The sequence below is a fragment of the Lysinibacillus sp. RU7 genome (genome assembly GCF_057837305.1).
Genome location: NZ_JBYQFK010000028.1, coordinates 29517 through 50205, shown reverse-complemented (window position 1 = coordinate 50205; position 20689 = coordinate 29517). Strand labels below are relative to the sequence as shown.

Sequence of the window (20689 nt, the reverse complement as noted above, 5' to 3'; positions counted from 1 at the left end):
CTATAAAAGAGCATGCCTAATACTGTATATTCTGTCTTAGCGTACTTCTGCGCCTGCTGTAGCTAATGCTTTTAACACTTTGTTATGTGCTGCTACTACTTCTTCATCTGTTAACGTACGTTCTGGATCGAAATAAGTTAAGGAGAAAGCAACTGATTTTTTGCCTGCTGCCATTTTCTCCCCTTCGTAAACGTCGAACACTTTCACATCTTTTAACAGTTTTGTACCTGCACCTTTAATAATCGATACGATTTCGCCAGCTGGCATTGTACGGTCAAGCTCTAATGCAATATCACGTGTCATCGCTGGGAAACGTGGAACAGGTGTGTACACTAATTCTCCTGTTGCGGCACTTAAAATAGCTAGTAAGTTTAGTTCCGCTACATATGTTTCTTTCACACCTGCTTTTTTCTGTTCTGCTGGGTGTAACTGACCGATTAAACCGATTACTTCTCCATCAAGTAGCACATGTGCTGTACGTCCTGGATGTAAGCCATCAATAGTAGTTTTTACGTAAGAAATACGATCTGTTAAGCCAAGCTTTGTCACTACTGCTTCAATGATTCCTTTCGCCACAAAGAAATCAACATTTTTCTTTTCACCTTGCCATGCATGATCCGTCCATTTACCTGTTAAAACAAGCGCTAAATGTTCTTCTTCAAGTGGTAATTCATCCGCTGTTTGACCAAGGAATACAGAACCGATTTCATATAATGCAACCGAATCAATTTGACGTGCTACATTGTATGCAGCCGCTTCCACTAAGTGTGGGATTAAGCTTTGGCGTAATGTAGAACGCTCTTCGGAAATTGGCATTAATAACTTTGTTGTTTCTTCTGCTTTTAACGCAAATTTTTGTGACGCTTCCGCAGAAGTAAGGGAATATGTCACCGCTTGGTATAAACCAGCACCTTCCATTACACTACGCACAATACGACGTTTTGCTTGATATGCTGTTAAACCGCCGACCACATCAGATGCTGGTAATGTGATTGGGATTTCATCGTACCCATACATACGTGCGATTTCTTCTACGATATCTTCTTCAATTTTAATATCTCCGCGACGTGTTGGTACGTCAATAATAAGCATGCCATTTGCCGCTTCTACATCGAATTTTAGACGATGTAAAATCGATAGCATATCTTCCAGCGAAATCTTCATCCCAAGACGTGCATTCACGAAATCAGGTGATACAACAACGCGAGCTGGTGTTTTATCTAATTCATCTACAAGTACTGTTCCTTCTAGCACTTCACCACCTGCAAGTTCTGCAAGTAACTGTGCTGCGCGTTCAGCAGCAGGAAGTACACGGTTTGTGTCTACGCCTTTTTCAAAACGAGCAGATGAATCAGAACGTAAACCTAAATCTTTTGATGTACGACGAACAGAAGAACCTGCAAAGTATGCCGACTCAATGACAACCGTTGTTGTTGATTCTGATACTTCTGAGTTTGCTCCACCCATTACACCAGCTACCGCAACTGGCTCTTTGCCATTTGTAATGACATAGTTATGTGCTACTAATGTGCGCTCTTGGTCATCTAACGTTGTCACTTTTTCGCCTTCTGTTGCATGACGTGTCACGATTTCACCTGTTGCTAGCTTGTCGTAATCGAATGCATGCAGTGGTTGGCCATACTCCATTAAAATATAGTTCGTAATGTCTACTACGTTATTGTGTGGACGTACGCCAGACGCCATTAAATAATGTTGTAACCAAAGTGGCGACTCTGCTACTTTTACATTTTTCACTACTTTTGCCGCGTATAATGGGTTCACTGATGTGTCTTCTACACGTAGTTTTAATTTATCTGTTGCTTTTTCAGTTGATGTTGTGTAGCTAATTTCAGGAAGCTTCACCTCTTGTGAAAGAATCGCTGCTACTTCATACGCTACACCAAGCATTGATAACGCATCTGAACGGTTTGGTGTTAAACCAAGCTCTAAAACTGTATCGCGAAGCCCTAAAAGTTCTAACGCATCTGAACCTGGTACTGCATCTGCTGGTAACACATAAATTCCTTCTGCATATGCTTTTGGGACAAGGCGCCCTTCAACACCTAGCTCTTGTAATGAACAGATCATGCCGTTCGATTCTTGACCGCGAAGTTTTGCCTTTTTAATTTTGATGCCACCTGGTAAATGCGCACCTGGACGCGCAACAATTACTTTTTGGCCTGCCTCTACATTTGGTGCACCACATACGATTTGTTGGTATTCTGCTTCCCCAACATCGACTTGACACACATTTAATTTATCTGCCTCAGGATGCTTTTCTTTTGATACGACATGACCTACTACGACATTTGTCATGCCAGCAGAGCGATCGATGACAGCATCTACCTCAATACCTGAACGTGTAATTTTTTCTGCTAATTCTTGTGGCGCAATGCCTGAAATATCTACATATTGTGCTAACCATTTTAATGATACTAACATAAATAATCCTCCTTACCCTTCACTTCGGTGGAATTGTGATAAGAAGCGTACGTCATTCGTATAGAAGTGACGGATATCATCCACCCCGTATTTTAACATCGCGATACGTTCAGCACCGATACCGAACGCAAAGCCTGATACTTTTTTTGAATCATAGCCAGCCATTTCAAGCACGTTTGGATGAACCATACCCGCACCTAAAATTTCAATCCAGCCTGTTTGCTTACATACGTTACAGCCTGCGCCGCCACATTTATGACAAGATACATCGACTTCCACTGATGGCTCAGTAAACGGGAAGAATGATGGACGTAGACGAATTTCACGCTCCGCACCGAACATTTTCTTTGCTAGTGCATCAAGAGTTCCTTTTAGATCACTCATGCGAATGTTTTCTCCAATAACAAGCCCCTCGATTTGCATGAATTGATGAGAGTGTGTTGCGTCATCTGTATCACGACGGAACACTTTACCTGGACAAATAACGCGAATTGGCTCCCCTTTTTTCGCTTCCATCGTACGTGCCTGTACTGGTGATGTATGTGTACGTAGTAAGATTTCTTCTGAAATGTAGAATGAATCCTGCATATCACGAGCTGGGTGACCTTTAGGTAAATTCATCGCTTCAAAGTTATAGTAATCTTTTTCTACTTCTGGACCTTCTACGATTTCATAGCCCATTCCAACGAATAAGTCTTCGATTTCTTCAATTACACGTGTTAATGGGTGGCGATTTCCAGATTTAATCGTAGCACCTGGTAATGTGACATCGATTGATTCCTTTTCTAATTGCTCTTGAATCGCTTGCTCTTCTAGTACGGTTGCCTTCGCCTCTAGTTGAGCTGTTACATGTTCACGAACTGTATTCACAAGTGCTCCCATTTTTGGGCGCTCTTCCGCAGATAATTTCCCCATTCCTTTTAGTAGGTCTGTGATTGGTCCTTTTTTCCCTAAATACGCCACACGAACATCATTTAATTCTTTTACATTCGATGACGCTTCAATTTTTGCCAGAGCTTCTTGCTCAAGCTGTTTTAATTGTTGTTCCATGTATAAAAACCTCCTTGTAGTTTGTTTCGTTTTGGTAGTGTTATTTGATCAGTCAAATGCGCACTTATGGCAAAACAAAAAAATCCCCGCCCCAAAAAAGGGACGAGGAATCAGTCGCGGTACCACCCTAGTTATTGCCTAAAAGCAATCACTCAATTCAAATAACGGCTTGTCACCGGCACAGCTTTTCTGCTGTGCTGCTCGCGAGGTGAACTTCATCGTGTCATCATGCTAGTAGCTTCCAGTCTACGGCTACCATTCCCTAGTCCATGTGTTTCACAACTACTCTTCTCGGTCGTTGCATTTCCATTTATACGTATACAATAGTACAAGATTATGCAAGTTACTTCAAGTTATTTCACAAAAGCGTACAATAAAATCCCCGTTGCTACAGCGACATTCAGTGATTCTGCTCCACCTAAAATCGGGATAATAACATTTTGATCTGTTTTCGCCAGTAATTGAGGGCTAATGCCACTCCCTTCATTCCCGACAATTAACGCAAAGCTATTTGTTACTTCAATATCACGATAGGAAATCGCTTCTTCTAAAGACGTGCCGAATACTTTCACACCATCATCTTGTAGTCGGTCCACCCATTCATCTAAATCCCCGCGTACAACAGGAATATGGAAGTGAGAACCTTGTGCTGAGCGCATCACTTTCGGATTGTATGCATCCGCACAGCCCTTCCCTAAGATGACCGCATCAATTCCAGCGGCATCCGCCGTACGAATCATTGTCCCTATATTTCCTGGATCTTGTACTGCATCGACAAGTAGCATTTTACGCCAAGCCGCCATTTCGATTTCACTTGGCTCCTTTACTTTACAATGCGCAAATACACCTTGCGATTTTTCCGTTTCCGCAATTTCTTTTGCAACAGCTTCATTCACGTGTACGATTTGTACATCATCCGTTGCCCAAAGTAATGGTAAATCTACCCCATCTCGCACAATCAGTTGCATAATTTGTTCTTTATTTTTCAATGCTTCCTCTAATAAATGGAAGCCTTCAATAAGAAATTCCCCTGATTTTTCACGTTCCTTACGCAATGTGACAAGCTTTTTCCAGTGCTTCACAAGCGCATTTTGTGTCGATTCAATTCGTTTCATCGTATCCGTCCTTTAATCTAGTTTCAACCACGCATTATAACATAAAAAGCAGAAATTCCCTACCATAAGAGCACTAACTATTTCCCATCCAGTTTTGTCCACGTATATTTTATTTTGTCTGTGAAATACTAGCAAGGAGAAAGGAGTGTTAATATGAGTTTTCAAATTCGAGAAGCTATCACGACCAATGTGACAGGAGATTCAGCTGCTTCGTTTAATGAAACGATTAATGATGCAATTGCCCGTGGGGAAGAGCACTTACTACCTGGATTAGGTGTATTTTTAGAAGCTTGGTGGAAAGATGCATCTGAAAACGAACGAAATGCTTTCACATCCAAACTCGAAAAGCATTTCGTCTCGTAAAACTATAACTTTGATAACACGCGCGCACATGTAGCAATATCATTTATCGTTGTCTGTGCACCAAATGAAATACGGAAAAATTGGCGCGCTTCTTGGTATGATTTGCCCATTGCTAAAATGGCTTTCGTTCCAGAGGCGCTATTTATATCACAAGCACTGCCTGTTGAAATATATATATGTTGTTCATTCAATTTCAACATAACGAACTGCCCTTCTACCCCTTTCATACAAATACCACAAATATTCGGTAATTGTTGGGTCCACATTCCTTCTATTACTTGAAATCTTTCATGATGTAATGATTTTAACAGCTTTTCGCGAAGTTGCCATTGATACTGTAAATCATATTGATAATCTTCTATAGCAACGGCCATTGCGACAATACTCGGTGTATCGAGTGTTCCGCCCCGAAGGCCACGTTCATGTGTTACCCCTGGAAAAACAGGCACTACCCGTACAAAAGGATTTACATAAATAGCGCCGCAACCTTTAGGTCCACCAATTTTATGTGCTGAAATCGTGATCGCATCTACTTCCTTTGCAAAGCTAGCCACATCTAACTTACAAAACGACTGTACACAATCAACGTGATATGAAATACCAAATGATTTTGCGAGTTTAGCAATCTCTTCTACAGGTTGAATCGTCCCAATCTCCGAATTAACATGTTGAATGGAAATGAGCGTTGTATCGGGACGAATCGCCGCTTCAAGGAATGCCAAATCTACTACACCATTTTCAGTAAACGGTATACGTGTAATTTCAAACCCTTCACGTTCCAATGTGTTCATCGCTGCATGGACAGATGTATGCTCAGCCATTGACGTAATAATATGACGTCCACGCTTTTCTGAGCGAGCAAGTGACAAGATTGCTAAAATATTCCCTTCCGTACCGCTTCCTGTAAAAATAACCCCATCAGAATGGACGTCTAATTTTTGTGCAATGACCTTTCTTGCCCATGCTACTGCGCTTGCTGCTTGTCCACCTGCATCGTGTAAACTGGATGGATTTCCGTACATATGACTAGCCACTTCACTATAGGCAACAGCGGCTCGTTTATTCATTGGTGAAGATGCTGCATAATCCAAATATGTCATAGGTTTCCCCTCACTTTTATCATAATAATAAATACTTGTTTATTTCATTATTTTATGTAAAGATATGTGTCAAGACAACTGTAAAGAAGGTATGAATATGAATATTCAAACGGACATCATTATACTTGGTGGTGGGATTGCAGCATTACAAGCTGCTCGCAAATTAAGCACTCGTTTTGAAGTCCATATTATTACGAAATCGGATATAACGATAAGTAGTTCATATAAAGCACAAGGCGGCATTGCAGCCGTCGTTGCTGATCATGATAGCACGATGCTACATGTGCAAGACACGCTTGTAGCTGGCGAATTTCATCACCATGAAGACAATGTGAAAGTGCTTGTTGAACACGGCGCCACAGTTGTTAAAACACTTCTGCAAAGTGAATTTCCTGCTGACCGTACGTCAGATGGCAACATTTCACTCGGCCTTGAAGGTGCACATAGTAGTTCTCGTATTATTCATGCTGGCGGTGATGCTACTGGAAAAAATATGATATACTACTATTTAAATAGTTTACCTAAAAAAATACATTTGCACACACATGAATTCGCCTATGAACTCATTTTAAATAGCGCACAGGAATGTTGCGGTGTCCGTGTGAAAACAGCCCAGGGTGAAAAAACATATTTCGCCTCTTATATTATTTTGGCAACAGGGGGCGCTGGTGCACTATACGAGTGTACATCCAATTGTGCTAATAGCTACGGCGACGGCATCGCACTAGCCTATTTAGCTGGCGCAGCTGTCACCGACATGGAATTTGTCCAGTTCCATCCGAGTTTACTTTATGTAAACGGTGCACGGGGTCTCGTATCAGAAGCGGTCAGAGGAGCTGGTGGACGATTTGTAGACGAACACGGACAGGCCATCATGGACGGAAAACACCCACTTGGTGATTTAGCGCCTCGTCATGTTACAGCATACGAAATGTACAAAATGCACGCTCAAGGTAAGCCCGTCTATATTGACATCACAAATATCGAGCATTTTGAACAAAAGTTCCCTACCATTACAAAGCTTTGTCATGATAATGGCGTCAATTTAGCACACGGGAAAATCCCAGTTGCTCCAGGTAGTCACTTTTTAATGGGCGGTGTGATTGCCAATACCGTTGGTGAAACAACCATTCCGCGCTTACTTGCAGTTGGTGAAGTAGCTTGTACAGGGGTGCATGGTGCGAACCGACTGGCAAGCAACTCCTTACTAGAAGGAATGGCCTTTGGGGAACTAATGGCAGAAAATCTATTAAAATATGGCACGGCACAGTCAAACTTCGTGCTAGCACAACCCCAGCCAAAAAATTCTCTTCCGTCGCTTATGAGAAAAGAAGATTTACAGCGAGAGATGCTTGCTAATGTAGGGATTGTCCGTTCACAAAAAGGGCTAGAAACATTACTAAAGAAACTGCCAGCCCTGCACGTACAACCTAATGTAATGAATCAGTCACGTGAAGAAATAGAGTTACTCTTTATGCATATAACAGCAGCCTTGATTACAAACGCAGCCTTAACGCGAACGGAATCAAGAGGGGCACATATTCGCGTGGAAATGGAACATAAAGATCAACGCTGGGAAAAACAGTGGATTGTTTTCCAGCAAGGAACAATGAATGTGAGGAATCGTTTATATGAACACAATCAAGCTAAAACATATGCTCCAGCAATTTTTCAATGAAGATATCGGAGACGGTGATTTATCCAGTGAAACGATTTTCACCCCTTCCGAACAAGGCTCGTTTACCTTTTACGCAAAACAATCAGGGATTTTTTGCGGCAAACAGGTGATTAAAATCGGGTTTCCTTTACTAGATAATAGCTTACAAGTTCACGTATTCAAAGAAGACGGGGAATGGATTGAAGAAGGAGAACAAATTGCTGTTATTGAAGGTTCACTTCGTAGCTTGCTGACAGGTGAACGTGTCATCTTAAATTTAATTCAACGTATGAGTGGCATTGCTACACAGGCATATGAGGCAGTCCAACTAACGAAAGATACAAATGCACATGTCTGCGATACACGTAAAACAATTCCAGGACTTCGCATGTTAGATAAATATGCTGTGCGGGCAGGCGGTGCCTTTAATCACCGTAGCGGGCTGTATGATGCCATCATGTTAAAGGATAATCATATTGCATTTGCTGGTAGCATTACACAAGCGGTTGCATCTGCACGCTCAAAAATCGGGCATACCATAAAAATTGAAGTCGAAATCGAAACAAAAGAGCAATTAATCGAAGCAGTAAATGCGGGTGCGGACATTATTATGTTCGACAATCGTACACCAGAGGAAATTCGCGAATGGTTAGCACTTGTCCCGGCTCATATCGCAACAGAAGCTTCAGGGGGAATCACACTTGAAAACCTACGTAGCTATGCCGAATCTGGCATTCAATGGATTTCACTCGGTGCATTAACTCATTCTGTCCAAGCGTTTGACATCAGTGCATTAGTTCAACCGAAAGGAGTCGTAACAAATGGTACTTACTAAATTTATGGATCGCTCGATGCTCCCAGAAAAATACAAATCAATGACCCATGAAGAAATGGAAGCACGCATTCGGGAAATTAAGCAGAAGCTGGGAGACGAATTATTCATTCCAGGGCACCACTATCAACGTGATGAGGTGATTCAATTCGCCGATACAACAGGTGACTCGTTACAACTTGCACAAGTTGCAGCAGCGAATAAAAAAGCAAAGCATATCGTCTTCTGTGGTGTACACTTTATGGCAGAAACAGCGGATATGTTAACAGACGAACATCAGGTTGTCTATTTGCCAGATATGCGCGCAGGTTGCTCAATGGCCGATATGGCGAACATTTATCAAACAGAAGAGGCTTGGGTCGAACTACAAAAACTATTTGGCGATACAATCATCCCGTTAACATATGTCAACTCAACAGCAGCGATTAAAGCTTTTACAGGGCGTAATGGTGGCGCTTGCGTAACAAGCTCCAACGCAAAGTCAATGGTGAAGTGGGCCTTTACACAAAAACAACGCCTATTATTTTTACCCGACCAACATCTAGGTCGTAATACAGCATTCGACTTAGGCGTACCGCTTGAACAGATGGCTGTTTGGGATCCCATTAAAGGGCAGCTTGAATACGACGGGCATTTAGAGGATGTAAAGGTTATTTTATGGAAAGGTCATTGCTCAGTACATGAAGGCTTTACCATCTACAATATCCGTGAAGTACGAAAAAAATATCCGAATATGACAATCATCGTGCATCCAGAATGCTCACGTGAAGTCGTGGCCCTATCAGATGATAATGGCTCTACAAAATATATTTGTGATGTAATCGACAATGCACCTGCTCATTCAAGCTGGGCAATTGGCACAGAAATGAACTTAGTAAAACGTCTCATTGCAAAATATCCAGACAAACATATTATTTCGCTCAATGAAAATATGTGCCCATGTTTGACGATGAATCGTATCGATTTACCACACCTTTTATGGGCGCTTGAAACGATCGAAAATGGTGAACAAGGAAACATCATTCAAGTCGATTCTGAAACGACAAAAGAAGCACTCCTATCGCTAGAACGTATGCTAGCACGTGCATAAAACCGTACTAACATTAGTAGGGCGCTGTCCTAAAAGTAACAGCCCCCTACTTTTTTTATACTTGCTTATTTCTAGTAAATAACATATCTTCATATAAAGTTCATATTTCCTGCTAGTATTTTTATCAAGCTATGTTATATTATAGGGGAATAAGCTAAATTAGTCCTTTGAGACTATAATAGGAGGATACATATGGGTATAATTAGGTATGATTTAGGGAATTATGAGTATTTTTCAAAAACTTCCACATCAGACATCGTGACAAACGAGCGATTCCAAGAAAAACTTGATTTTTTATCGCTTTCTAAAATTCGTCGTGAGTCTGTTAGTAGCCTCTTAGATATTTATCAACAAAATCGCGACTACATCTTAAATAATTTTTATGACCGGCTATTGCGGATTGAAACATTTAAAGAAATTATCGAAAAACACTCCGCAGTTGAGCGTCTAAAAAAAACATTTGACCGCCATTTTATTAGCTTATTTACAGATGAACTTGACCTTAATTATGTATTTAAACGCCGAAAAATTGCCTATACACACGCACAAATTGGTGTTTTACCGAACTGGATGATTTCAGCCTATACGTTAATTAACCAACTAATTACCCCACTAATTGTAAAGAAGTATAATCGTAAACCACAACAATTGCTCGATTTGCTACTAGCATACGATAGTCTCGTCACGATCGACCAACAAATCATTGTCGAAACATATATCGAAATCCAGGCAGGCTCGATTGTCAATGGCCTTGGTGAAATTATTAAATACAACGCCGAACTCGATCAACTTAAAGGATTAATTGACTTCCAGGACATACAACAACAAGATATTATTACAACAAATAATGCAATGCACAATTTAGAAGCAAGTATCGAAGAAGTGGCTTCATCCGTTAAATCCATTTCTAATAATACGCAAGCTTCTTTAAAAGATTTAAATGAAGATTTAAATGTATTGCAACAAGTAACGAGCATATTAGAATCCATCGATTTTAGCCAATCTTCTGTAGAAGAAGATGTATTACAATTAGTAGAGCGTGTAAATAGTGTAGCAAATGTCATGACACTCATTAAAGGCATTGCAGATCAAACGAATTTACTTGCCCTCAATGCATCCATCGAAGCAGCACGTGCTGGTGAAGCAGGAAAAGGCTTTTCAGTCGTAGCCGAAGAAGTCCGTAAGCTGGCAGACAGTACAAAAGAATCCGTTCAAAACGTTCATGAAGATGTGAAAGAGCTACTCACGATTACGAAGCGCATCCATTCGCGCACAGCCGAAACAACGCAGCAATTACATGACGGTGTGCATAGTGCCCAACAAATTAACAGTTCACTAAAAGAGTTAAATCAACAGCTCCAAATGCAAGGCAATCAATTTAACGATATTGCGGATACAACAATTTCTCAGGCAGAAGTTGCTTCAGAAGTTGCCCGTTTAAATACAGCGCTCGCTGAAAGCACGAAATTCAGTAAAGACATTACATTCAATACGGGTGCTGCAATTTATGAATTAAGTAATCGAATCGACCAATACCGCGTAAATACCATCTCCAAAAACTTTATTATCGCACAAGAAGACATAATTGAATTAACGATTACCGACCATCTATTATGGCGTTGGAAAATCTACAATATGCTACTTGGCTTTGAGCAAATGACAGAGAAAGATATCGGTTCACCGAAAGATTCTCGCCTTAGTGAGTGGTACAATGGAATGGGACGAGAATTACTTGGAGAACAACAAGCATTTATTGAAATCGAACCATTACACAATCAGATTTACACACTAGCAAAAGAAGCCGTTCGAGCTTTTAATACAGGGAATAAAAACAGGCAGAACTCCTTTTAGAAGATATTACACATACTTCACAACAAGTAATTCAACGACTACAGCAGTTAAAACAAGAATTCATTGCTAAAAAATCTAAATATGTAAAAGCATAAATAAACAACGATTTCGTTCATTTCTATATGACGGAATCGCTGCTTTATTTTCCTAACAAAAAAAACAACCTAGCGTCTCCCAAGTTGTTTTATGTAGTGATGCGGCCTTCCTTCTAGAAAACGAGCATCACATCGAATGTAGCGTATTAAACGGGTAGCAGCGTCCCCCACTAATCCATTTAATGTACTACCCTTTTACGCAGCCCTTCCTGCTTTGTAAAAGGTTTCGACTGTATTCAATTTATAGACTTAAGCCTGTTACCTACAAGCATTAAATCCTTATTCACTCAATTAAGCCATTAACGATACTAATACCGCTTTTTGTGCGTGTAATCGATTTTCGGCTTGCTCATAAATATAGGAATTTGGTCCGTCGATAACAGAAGAAGTCACTTCTTCTTCACGGTGGGCTGGTAAACAGTGCAAGAACATATAATCTGGTTTAGCATGTGCTACTAGCTCATCATTTATTTGATAACCTTTAAAATCGATTAAACGTTGTTGTGTCTCTTCTTCTTGCCCCATAGATGTCCACACATCTGCATAAACAGCATCTGCATCTTTTACTGCTGCAACAGGGTCAGTAGTCACAAACACTTCACTACCGTTTACTAAAGCAATTTCACGTGCCTTAGCAATAATATCTAAATCACATTCGTAACCAACAGGCGTTGCAACCGCTACATCCATTCCTACGTGTGCACAAGCAATTACTAATGAATGTGCTACATTGTTGCCATCACCAACATATGCAACTTTTAAGCCTTTTAATTCGCCTTTGTTTTCAGCGATTGTTTCTAAGTCGGCTAACGCTTGGCATGGGTGGAAAATATCTGTTAATCCATTGATCACCGGAATGGATGCATATTCTGCCAGCTCTTTCACCATTTCATGTGAGTTCGCACGAATCATGATGCCATCTAAATAACCAGATAACACTTTCCCTGTATCTGAAATCGGCTCACCACGACCAATTTGCATATCGCGTGCATTCATATACATGCCGTAACCACCTAGTTGCTGCATGCCTACCTCAAACGATACACGTGTACGCGTTGAGCTTTTTTCAAAAATCATCCCTAATGTTTTGCCTTCTAGCAATTTTGGACATTTGCCTTCTTTTGTTACTTTTTTTAGCTGTGTAGCCAGTGTAATTAAATCTTGCACTTCTTGTGAAGTATAGTCAAGCAGTGTCAGTAGGTCCTTCCCCTGAAGGCTTGCTACTGGTTTTAACTGCACCTCTTCTAACAATTTCATCTTAAACGCCCCTCGCATACCTTTATGTTACTTCCATTATACATTTGCATAAATATAAAATCAAGTGAATTATTATAATTTTTCATTGTTTTTAAAATAAACTTAATTATCCAATAAGTAATTATGCAAGCACCTTTAAAATTATGTAGATTAAAAAATAGGCACGCGAGATGATTTATCAATTTCTATTTGTTTACATTTTTTTAAATCCCCATCATTTAAGTAATGACCGTAATATCATTCTAAAACTTGTTCCTCTGAATACGGTAAAGGCCCCCTAACCTATTTGTTAGAAGGCCAGTCTGTCGATATCTTTCTACAGCATTAATCAAAAATAATTTTATTTACCGTTTTTTGATCTAATTTTTTAATGATTTCTACCAGTAGTTTCACCGTATTTTCGTAGTCATCACGGTGAAGGATTCCTGCATGTGAGTGAATATAGCGGGTTGCTACACCAATCGCTAGCGAAGGAACACCGTTTGCTGTTAGATGGATCGAGCCGGCATCTGTCCCGCCGCCTGCAAGCGATTCGAATTGGTACGGAATGTTATGCTCCTCTGCAATGTCTACAACGAAATCACGTAGCCCTTTATGGGATACCATGGATGCATCGTAAATCACGATTTGTGGACCCGCACCTATTTTAGACGTAGACTCCTTCGTTGTAATACCTGGTGTATCGCCTGCAATACCGACGTCCACTGCAAAACCGATATCTGGCCGGATTTTAAATGTTGTTGTTTTGGCACCACGCAAGCCGACTTCTTCTTGTACATTGCCTACACCATAGACGATGTTTGGATGATTTTCGTCTTTTAATGCACGCATAACATCAATCGCAATGGCACAGCCAATACGATTATCCCAAGCTTTAGCAAGTAAGTACTTTTCGTTTTTCATGACATTAAATTCAAAGTACGGCGTCACCATATCGCCTGGTGCAATCCCCCATTTAACAGCTTCTTCTTTTGATGCTGCCCCGATGTCAATAAACATCTCTTTTACATCTACCGGCTTTTTACGTGCTTCTGGTGAAAGAATATGCGGCGGCTTAGAACCGATGACACCGATAATCTCTTCTCCTTTACGCGTTGTAATAGTCACGCGCTGAGCAAGCATTACTTGCCCCCACCAACCACCAACCGTTTGGAATTTCAAGAATCCTTTGTCATCAATTTGTGTCACCATAAAACCGATTTCATCTAAATGCCCCGCAATCATAATTTTAGGACCCTTTTCGTCCCCTACTTTTTTGGCAATTAAACTACCGAGGTTATCTGTTTCGACTTCATCTACAAATGGTGCGATATACCTTTTCATTACTTCCCGTGGTGCTTGTTCGTTCCCTGGAATCCCGTTTGCATCCGTTAACTCTTTTAACATTTGTAATGTTGGATCTAATTGCGCCATTCTTTCGCCCTCCTAAATATATGTCATTCCCATTATAGCGAGAATATTTCGGATTTCAAAATAATTAATAGCCAGAACGTTGACGCTCATAGTTTTTCTCATTTTTCGCAACATATGCATCTAAAATATCCGTAACTGTAAACCCTAAATTATATGCCAGCTTCCCGTATTTCTTCCATACATCATCATATGTTTCCTTCGTTGGCGAGCTAATAAATGCGGTCACCGCTACAGTTGTCTCAATAAATAATGGTGTTAAATCGGCTTGCTCCTGTACTTCTGGCCATGTATCCAATGCAAAACCGCGCATATTCCCTAGTGAAAGCATAAAGTGAATAGAATCCACAAATTCCTCTAAAATCACTTCGCGTTCAGACGGACCTTTTGTACTCCAAAATTTAAAGCATCGCGTTTCATTTGCAAGCTCTGCTAATTCTACTAAAAGGGCAAGTCCTTTTTCTTCAAATACATCATGTGTAACATGTTGTGTTTCTTCAATAAATGTATCAAGTGCTTTTTGCATCTCGAATAATTGTTTAAAATTCATTTTTTCTCCTCTTTTTCTAAAAAAATTGAAACCTTTTCCCTATACAATCGTATAGAAGGGAAACGTATGTGGCAAGGGGGAATTTTTCATGGCTTTACTTCTTCGAATTGTAATTATCGCACTTATTATATACATATTGTACAAAGGCGTTCGCTATTTGACAGATCCAAAGCGAAAACTAGATGAGGCCTACGAAAAAGGGGATTATTATTTCTATGACGATGTCAAAAATGTACGCAAAAACTTTTTTATTTCTTATAAAGGCGCACTTTTTGAAGGCGAAAAATATTTAGGTACAACAGAAAATGCATTTGAAGTTGTCTCGATTTTTGTATTTGTTCATGATCCGATGAAGTTGCAAGGCTTTACAAAAGACGAGTTCTTATTTTTAGAGAAGGAAATTTTAATGAACTACCCTAACGCTAAAATCAACTGGAAAAATCCGATTGAGAAGTTAATGAAAGAGCAAACTTAAAATAGAAGGAACTATCTTCAAAGAGCAACAGTTTTCAATAAGTACATTACTTATTAAACATCGCTTATGAGATGGTCCCTTCTCTTTTACATTGACACCAATTGTACAATAATAAAAATCTGAATCGCCGCGAGTAAAGGAAACCCAAAAGAAAAAGTATTATGTTTTGTTTTATGCCGGAATAAGTACATGCCGAGCACACCTCCTATTGCTCCGCCAAAAATAGCAACGGTGAATAAGGTCTTCTCTGCAATACGCCATTCATTTTTAATCGCTTTTTGTTTGTCGTTATACATTAAAACTAATAAGATGAGTGATAAAACACCAACATATGCATAGACTGCTAATTCCATAGAGTATCACCTTTCGTCTGTATATCTAACTAAAAAAGACTGATAGGAAATCCTATCAGTCTTTTTTTATTAAAATTATTTAGCTTGTGCAGTTTTTGTACCTGTCGCTTCGCTTTCGGTACAGAAAGTGCAAAGCTTCGTATGAAAGCTTTTAAGTATTAGAAAAATATCTACTTCTTATTTAGCTTGTGCAGTTTTTGCAGCTTCTGCTAATTGTGCGAATGCTGCAGCATCAGTTACAGCTAAGTCAGCTAACATTTTACGGTTAACTTCGATACCAGCTAATTTTAAACCGTGCATTAAACGGCTGTAAGAAAGACCATTCATGCGAGCAGCTGCATTGATACGAGTGATCCATAATTTACGGAAATCACGTTTCTTTTGACGACGGTCACGGTATGCATATACACCTGACTTCATTACTGCTTGGTTAGCTACTTTGTATAACGTGTGTTTTGAACCAAAGTAACCTTTAGCTAATTTTAATACTTTTTTGCGACGAGCGCGTGTTACTGTTCCGCCTTTTACGCGTGGCATAGTAATTACCTCCTGCTAATTCTCTCGAATGTGTATTTTATATGTCGAACCTGAATGTTCAATGTTAGATTACTTCATGTAAGTTAATAATGTACGAATGCGTTTGAAATCGCCAGAAGTAGCGATTTTTGCTTTACGCAGTTGACGCTTTTGCTTTGTTGATTTGTTAGCAAATAAGTGGCTACCATAAGCACGGTCAAATTTTAATTTACCAGTACCTGTTTTTTTGAAACGCTTAGCAGCGCCACGGTGAGTTTTCATTTTTGGCATGTCGATTTCCTCCTAAACTGATCAATTCATTATTACTTTTCGTTCTTAGGGTTAAGAACTAAGAACATGCTTCGGCCATCCATCTTCGGCTTTTGTTCAACCGTTGATACTTCAGCGCAAGCTTCAGCAAAGCGATCTAACACACGTTGACCAATTTCTTTGTGTGTGATTGCACGACCTTTAAAACGAATAGATGCTTTCACTTTGTCTCCCTTTTCAAGGAACTTCTGTGCAGCACGTAATTTCGTTTGGAAATCATGTTCATCAATTGTTGGGCTCAGACGAACCTCTTTTATATTGATGATCTTTTGATTTTTACGAACTTCACGGTCTTTCTTTTGCTGTTCAAACTTAAATTTACCATAGTCCATGATACGTGCGACCGGGGGCTTGGCTTGAGGGGCCACAAGGACAAGATCCAAGTTAACACGAGCGGCAATTTCAAGCGCTTCGTTTCGTGATTTAACACCTAGTTGTTCACCGTTATGGTCAATTAGACGAAGTTCACGTGCGCGGATGCCTTCGTTTACATACATGTCTTTGCTAATAATAATCCACCTCCATAATGTGCGCGAATACATGGTTTGGGCTTGAGAATGACCCGAGTTGAACGGTACACTTTCGATATGTCCATAAAAAAAGAGCGGACGTTTAGAAAGGTGTCCGCCCACTGTATGTGCATACGTACTAATAACGTAAAACAATTCAACGTATTCAACCTGTAAACAGCTAGATGCGTTCATTCAGGTGAGAAGCGGGCAGCCTCTTCTTCAAACTTGTATTCATAACCTAAACAATCATATCATGGACATAATAAGGTGTCAATAATTTATTTCCAAAAAGATATATTATTGCGTGAAGTAGTAGAACTGTCTCATATCTCACGATGCAAATATGTAAGAAACGGCTGTCAAAAGGGAATTATCCCTTTTGACAGCCCGTTCTATTTATTATTTTGTTACTTCTGCTTTAATGTTGCTGAGGAACTCGTCAAAGCTGATTGTCTCAGAATCTTTCGAGCCGTAACGACGAACGTTTACGCCACCTGCTTCTACTTCTTTGTCCCCGATCACAAGCATGTACGGGATTTTCTTCATTTGTGATTCACGGATTTTGTAACCAAGTTTCTCTTCGCGGTCATCCATCTCAACACGAATACCTGCTGCTTGTAATTTCTCTTGAATTTCACGCGCATAATCATAGTGCACTGCGTTTGAAACTGGGATAATTGTAGTTTGCACTGGTGCTAACCAAGTTGGGAATGCACCTTTATATTCTTCGATTAAGAAGGCTACGAAACGTTCCATAGTTGATACAACACCGCGGTGAATAACAACTGGACGTTGCGGCTGGCCATCTTCACCGATGTAAGAAAGGTCGAAACGTTGTGGTAATAAGAAATCAAGCTGTGCTGTTGATAATGTTTCTTCCTTACCAATCGCTGTTTTTACTTGCACGTCAAGCTTTGGACCGTAGAATGCTGCTTCGTCTTCTGCTTCGAAGTATTCTAAACCAAGTTCGTCCATCGCTTCTTTTAACATGGCTTGCGCTGTTTCCCACATTTCATCATCATCGTAATATTTCTCTTTATTGTTCGGGTCACGATAAGATAAACGGAATGAGTAATCTGTTAAATCAAAGTCTTTGTATACTTCTAAAATTAACTCTACTACCTTTTTGAACTCTGCTTTAATTTGGTCTGGACGAACAAAAATGTGCGCATCATTTAACGTCATCCCACGTACACGTTGTAAACCTGAAACAGCACCACTCATTTCATAACGGTGCATTGTACCAAGCTCTGCGATACGAATTGGTAAATGGCGGTATGAGTGTAAACCATTTTTAAATACCATCATATGGTGTGGACAGTTCATCGGACGTAATACTAATGTTTCGTTGTCCATTTCCATTGGTGGGAACATGCCATCTTGGTAATGATCCCAGTGACCAGATGTTTCATATAACTTTTTCGAACCTAGTACCGGTGTGTACACATGTTTATAACCAAGCGATAACTCTTTATCTACAATATAACGCTCAATTGTACGACGGATTGTCGCACCGTTTGGTAACCAAAGTGGTAAACCTTGACCTACTGTTTGAGACGTCATGAATAAATCAAGCTCTTTACCAATTTTACGATGGTCACGTTCTTTTGCTTCTTCAAGCATTTGTAAGTGATGCTTTAACTCCTCTTTTGTGAAGAAAGCCGTACCATAAATACGTTGTAACATTTTGTTGTCTGAGTTACCACGCCAGTAAGCACCTGCTAATGATAATAGTTTAAACTCTTTTAATTTCCCCGTTGATGGTACGTGTACCCCACGGCAAAGGTCAAAGAAATCCCCTTGGTAGTAAATCGATACTTGTTCACCTGCTGGAATAGCATCAAGTAATTCTAATTTATACTCATCGCCGACTTCTTCATAAATTTTTTGCGCTTCGTCACGCGATACGTTTTTACGCTCAATTTCAATGTTTTCAGCAATGATTTTTTTCATTTCTTTTTCAATTGCAGGTAAGTCTTCTGCTGTAATCGGTGTTGGTGAATCAATATCATAGTAGAAACCAGATTCGATTACTGGACCAATCCCTAATTTTGCATCTGGGAATACGCGTTTTACTGCTTGTGCTGTTAAGTGAGCCGTAGAGTGGCGCAGGATTTCTAACGCTTCTGGTGATTTATTTGTAATGATTTCGATTGCTGCATCTGCTTCGATTGGTGTTTTGGCGTCTACTAATGCACCGTTCACTTTACCAGCTAGGGCTGATTTTTTTAAACCTGGGCTAATAGAGCCAGCAATGTCTAACGTAGAAATACCTTTTTCAAATTCTTTTACGTTTCCATCTGGAAAAGTAATTTTAATCATTTCTGACATGGATGATTCCTCCTAAAATGTTTAATACCGTTTCCCCACAACATTATTTCGTTTTTGGTTTCGCCAAAACCCACAGAAGTTTCGCCACTTTTCAAGAAAGTTCCGCCAAAGCAACATGCAAAAGGGAAGCCAAATAAAAAAGCGCCATCCCAAAAAGGGACGACGCGTATGCTCGTGGTTCCACCCTTCTTCCTTCCGAGAAAAATTCTCGAACGAAGCTCTAGGTCAGTTAACGTACTGAATAACGCCAGCGAATTGTCCTCGCTGAAGCTCCAAGGTAGTAAAATTTGCGTCGTACTAGGAAGCTCCCAGCCAAGGCTCCCCTCTCTACAAGTCGGTGCACAAATTCCGTGTCCTTTTCAAAGCATTTTGAGTTGTTTAATTACTAGGACAGTATACGCCTCGTTGCCAAAAAAATCAACTGCTAAAATGTTACGAATTCCGACGATTAATGCCTTCCATACTAATTGGTATCGTAATCGCCTTAATACGCTCCATAATACGAGCAGCTTTTACAACTTCAATATCTCCGCGCTGGGATTGCGCTAAATGATGTTCCAGTCCTGCATAATCAAAATTCGATGTAATAAACGTCGGTAATTGTTCACTCATACGATAATGCATAATTGTGCCTAAAATTTCATCACGTGTCCATGCCGACATCGTCTCTGCCCCAATATCGTCTAACATTAATACAGGTGCTTTTTTGACATAATCAATTTTTTCATTTAACGTCTGGTCTTGGATAGAATTTTTCATTTCACGTAAAAACTCTGGTACAAACACAACGACAGATTTCACTTTTAATGCAGCTAGCTCGTTTGCAATTGCTCCCAAAACAAAGGATTTACCTACACCAAATTTACCGTATAAATAAAAGCCCTTTGATGGTAATTCACCTGTTGTTTTATATTGTGCAATAAAGTCTGCTGCTTTATGTGCAATCTCTAAACGCGATTGATCATCAATCATTAAATCTTTTAATGTAGCTTTTAAAACATCTTTTGGCATATGCATACTCGAAATCATCGTCGCTGTTTCACGGTGCTCATCTTCACGTATTTTTTGCTCACAACGCACATACTTAATTTCAATATTTCCACGTAGCATATAAAGTTCAGGTACAAAGCCTGCTAGCATATTGCTACAACAGGCAGTCGATTGTGCACCACAACATGTAGCAGTTTGAGAAATAAATTCATCTAATTTTGATAAGCTTCTGTCGATGACACTTGATGTAATCTCATTTTCCATCACAAATTTTTGTACTTGTTTATCGGTTAAAATTTCTTTTCGCATCGCTTCATATCGCTCTTGAAAGGATGGAATTTTTATACTTTTTAATGCTCGATTAATCGGT

At 39.9% G+C, this 20689-nt stretch carries 19 protein-coding genes and 1 other annotated feature; of the genes, 6 read left to right on the top strand and 13 right to left on the bottom strand.

What is annotated here, in order from left to right:
• Nucleotides 1–36 precede the first annotated feature (36 nt).
• The 3 genes from pheT to AC3II9_RS17680 form a co-directional block, all read right to left on the bottom strand.
• Nucleotides 37–2442 carry a phenylalanine--tRNA ligase subunit beta gene (pheT, locus tag AC3II9_RS17690; RefSeq protein WP_489157553.1) on the bottom strand — a complete coding sequence of 802 codons (2406 nt, stop codon included), beginning with the start codon at nucleotides 2440–2442 and terminating at the stop codon, nucleotides 37–39.
• A gap of 12 nt (nucleotides 2443–2454) precedes the next feature.
• Entirely contained in the window at nucleotides 2455–3492 is a 1038-nt protein-coding gene (gene pheS, locus AC3II9_RS17685) for a phenylalanine--tRNA ligase subunit alpha (protein WP_489157551.1), read from the bottom strand.
• A 95-nt stretch (nucleotides 3493–3587) separates the two neighbouring features.
• Nucleotides 3588–3800, bottom strand: a binding site (T-box leader).
• A 45-nt stretch (nucleotides 3801–3845) separates the two neighbouring features.
• On the bottom strand, nucleotides 3846–4607 hold the full coding sequence (locus AC3II9_RS17680) for a TrmH family RNA methyltransferase (RefSeq protein WP_489157549.1): 762 nt from the start codon (nucleotides 4605–4607) through the stop codon (nucleotides 3846–3848).
• Between the two features lie 153 nt (nucleotides 4608–4760).
• Between AC3II9_RS17680 and sspI the strand changes: the two genes are divergently transcribed.
• On the top strand, nucleotides 4761–4970 hold the full coding sequence (gene sspI, locus AC3II9_RS17675; protein ID WP_489157547.1) for a small acid-soluble spore protein SspI: 210 nt from the start codon (nucleotides 4761–4763) through the stop codon (nucleotides 4968–4970).
• A gap of 2 nt (nucleotides 4971–4972) precedes the next feature.
• Here the strand turns inward: sspI and AC3II9_RS17670 are convergent, their stop codons facing one another.
• Entirely contained in the window at nucleotides 4973–6070 is a 1098-nt protein-coding gene (locus AC3II9_RS17670) for a cysteine desulfurase family protein (RefSeq protein ID WP_489157545.1), read from the bottom strand.
• A gap of 97 nt (nucleotides 6071–6167) precedes the next feature.
• Between AC3II9_RS17670 and nadB the strand changes: the two genes are divergently transcribed.
• The 4 genes from nadB (at nucleotide 6168) to AC3II9_RS17650 (ending at nucleotide 11500) form a co-directional block, all read left to right on the top strand.
• A complete protein-coding gene (gene nadB / locus AC3II9_RS17665) occupies nucleotides 6168–7748 on the top strand; it encodes an L-aspartate oxidase (protein ID WP_489157543.1) in 1581 nt (526 codons plus the stop codon).
• The gene (nadC, locus tag AC3II9_RS17660; RefSeq protein ID WP_489157541.1) at nucleotides 7702–8562 is read left to right on the top strand and encodes a carboxylating nicotinate-nucleotide diphosphorylase; all 861 of its coding nucleotides are present in this window, start codon (nucleotides 7702–7704) and stop codon (nucleotides 8560–8562) included. Before nadB ends, nadC begins: the two co-directional genes overlap by 47 nt.
• Nucleotides 8549–9649 (top strand): quinolinate synthase NadA, encoded by a 1101-nt coding sequence (gene nadA, locus AC3II9_RS17655; protein WP_391368928.1) that lies wholly within the window; start codon nucleotides 8549–8551, stop codon nucleotides 9647–9649. The genes nadC and nadA overlap by 14 nt, the downstream gene beginning before the upstream one ends.
• Before the next feature lie 192 nt (nucleotides 9650–9841).
• Nucleotides 9842–11500, top strand: a complete 1659-nt coding sequence (locus tag AC3II9_RS17650; RefSeq protein WP_489157539.1) for a methyl-accepting chemotaxis protein — start codon at nucleotides 9842–9844, stop codon at nucleotides 11498–11500.
• A 386-nt stretch (nucleotides 11501–11886) separates the two neighbouring features.
• On the opposite strand, the gene argF is transcribed toward AC3II9_RS17650, so the two are convergent.
• The 3 genes from argF to AC3II9_RS17635 form a co-directional block, all read right to left on the bottom strand.
• Complete coding sequence (gene argF, locus AC3II9_RS17645; protein WP_391368923.1) at nucleotides 11887–12852, bottom strand: ornithine carbamoyltransferase; 966 nt, start codon at nucleotides 12850–12852, stop codon at nucleotides 11887–11889.
• A gap of 324 nt (nucleotides 12853–13176) precedes the next feature.
• The gene (locus tag AC3II9_RS17640) at nucleotides 13177–14265 is read right to left on the bottom strand and encodes a M42 family metallopeptidase (protein ID WP_489157537.1); all 1089 of its coding nucleotides are present in this window, start codon (nucleotides 14263–14265) and stop codon (nucleotides 13177–13179) included.
• Nucleotides 14266–14329: 64 nt separating this feature from the next.
• Nucleotides 14330–14812 carry a dUTP diphosphatase gene (locus AC3II9_RS17635; RefSeq protein WP_489157535.1) on the bottom strand — a complete coding sequence of 161 codons (483 nt, stop codon included), beginning with the start codon at nucleotides 14810–14812 and terminating at the stop codon, nucleotides 14330–14332.
• Nucleotides 14813–14900: 88 nt separating this feature from the next.
• Between AC3II9_RS17635 and AC3II9_RS17630 the strand changes: the two genes are divergently transcribed.
• Complete coding sequence (locus tag AC3II9_RS17630) at nucleotides 14901–15287, top strand: sigma-w pathway protein ysdB (protein ID WP_489157533.1); 387 nt, start codon at nucleotides 14901–14903, stop codon at nucleotides 15285–15287.
• Nucleotides 15288–15373: 86 nt separating this feature from the next.
• Here AC3II9_RS17630 and AC3II9_RS17625 read toward each other — a convergent pair whose 3' ends face one another.
• The 6 genes from AC3II9_RS17625 to dnaI form a co-directional block, all read right to left on the bottom strand.
• A complete protein-coding gene (locus AC3II9_RS17625; protein WP_489157531.1) occupies nucleotides 15374–15640 on the bottom strand; it encodes a DUF1294 domain-containing protein in 267 nt (88 codons plus the stop codon).
• A gap of 177 nt (nucleotides 15641–15817) precedes the next feature.
• Complete coding sequence (gene rplT, locus AC3II9_RS17620; RefSeq protein ID WP_431027485.1) at nucleotides 15818–16177, bottom strand: 50S ribosomal protein L20; 360 nt, start codon at nucleotides 16175–16177, stop codon at nucleotides 15818–15820.
• Between the two features lie 69 nt (nucleotides 16178–16246).
• Complete coding sequence (gene rpmI, locus AC3II9_RS17615) at nucleotides 16247–16447, bottom strand: 50S ribosomal protein L35 (RefSeq protein WP_332649953.1); 201 nt, start codon at nucleotides 16445–16447, stop codon at nucleotides 16247–16249.
• A gap of 32 nt (nucleotides 16448–16479) precedes the next feature.
• Nucleotides 16480–16983: a translation initiation factor IF-3 gene (gene infC, locus AC3II9_RS17610; RefSeq protein WP_391369342.1), complete on the bottom strand. Its 504-nt coding sequence runs from the start codon at nucleotides 16981–16983 to the stop codon at nucleotides 16480–16482.
• 414 nt (nucleotides 16984–17397) lie between these two features.
• Entirely contained in the window at nucleotides 17398–19329 is a 1932-nt protein-coding gene (thrS, locus tag AC3II9_RS17605; protein WP_489157530.1) for a threonine--tRNA ligase, read from the bottom strand.
• A gap of 432 nt (nucleotides 19330–19761) precedes the next feature.
• Entirely contained in the window at nucleotides 19762–20685 is a 924-nt protein-coding gene (gene dnaI, locus AC3II9_RS17600; RefSeq protein WP_489157571.1) for a primosomal protein DnaI, read from the bottom strand.
• Nucleotides 20686–20689: the final 4 nt, after the last annotated feature.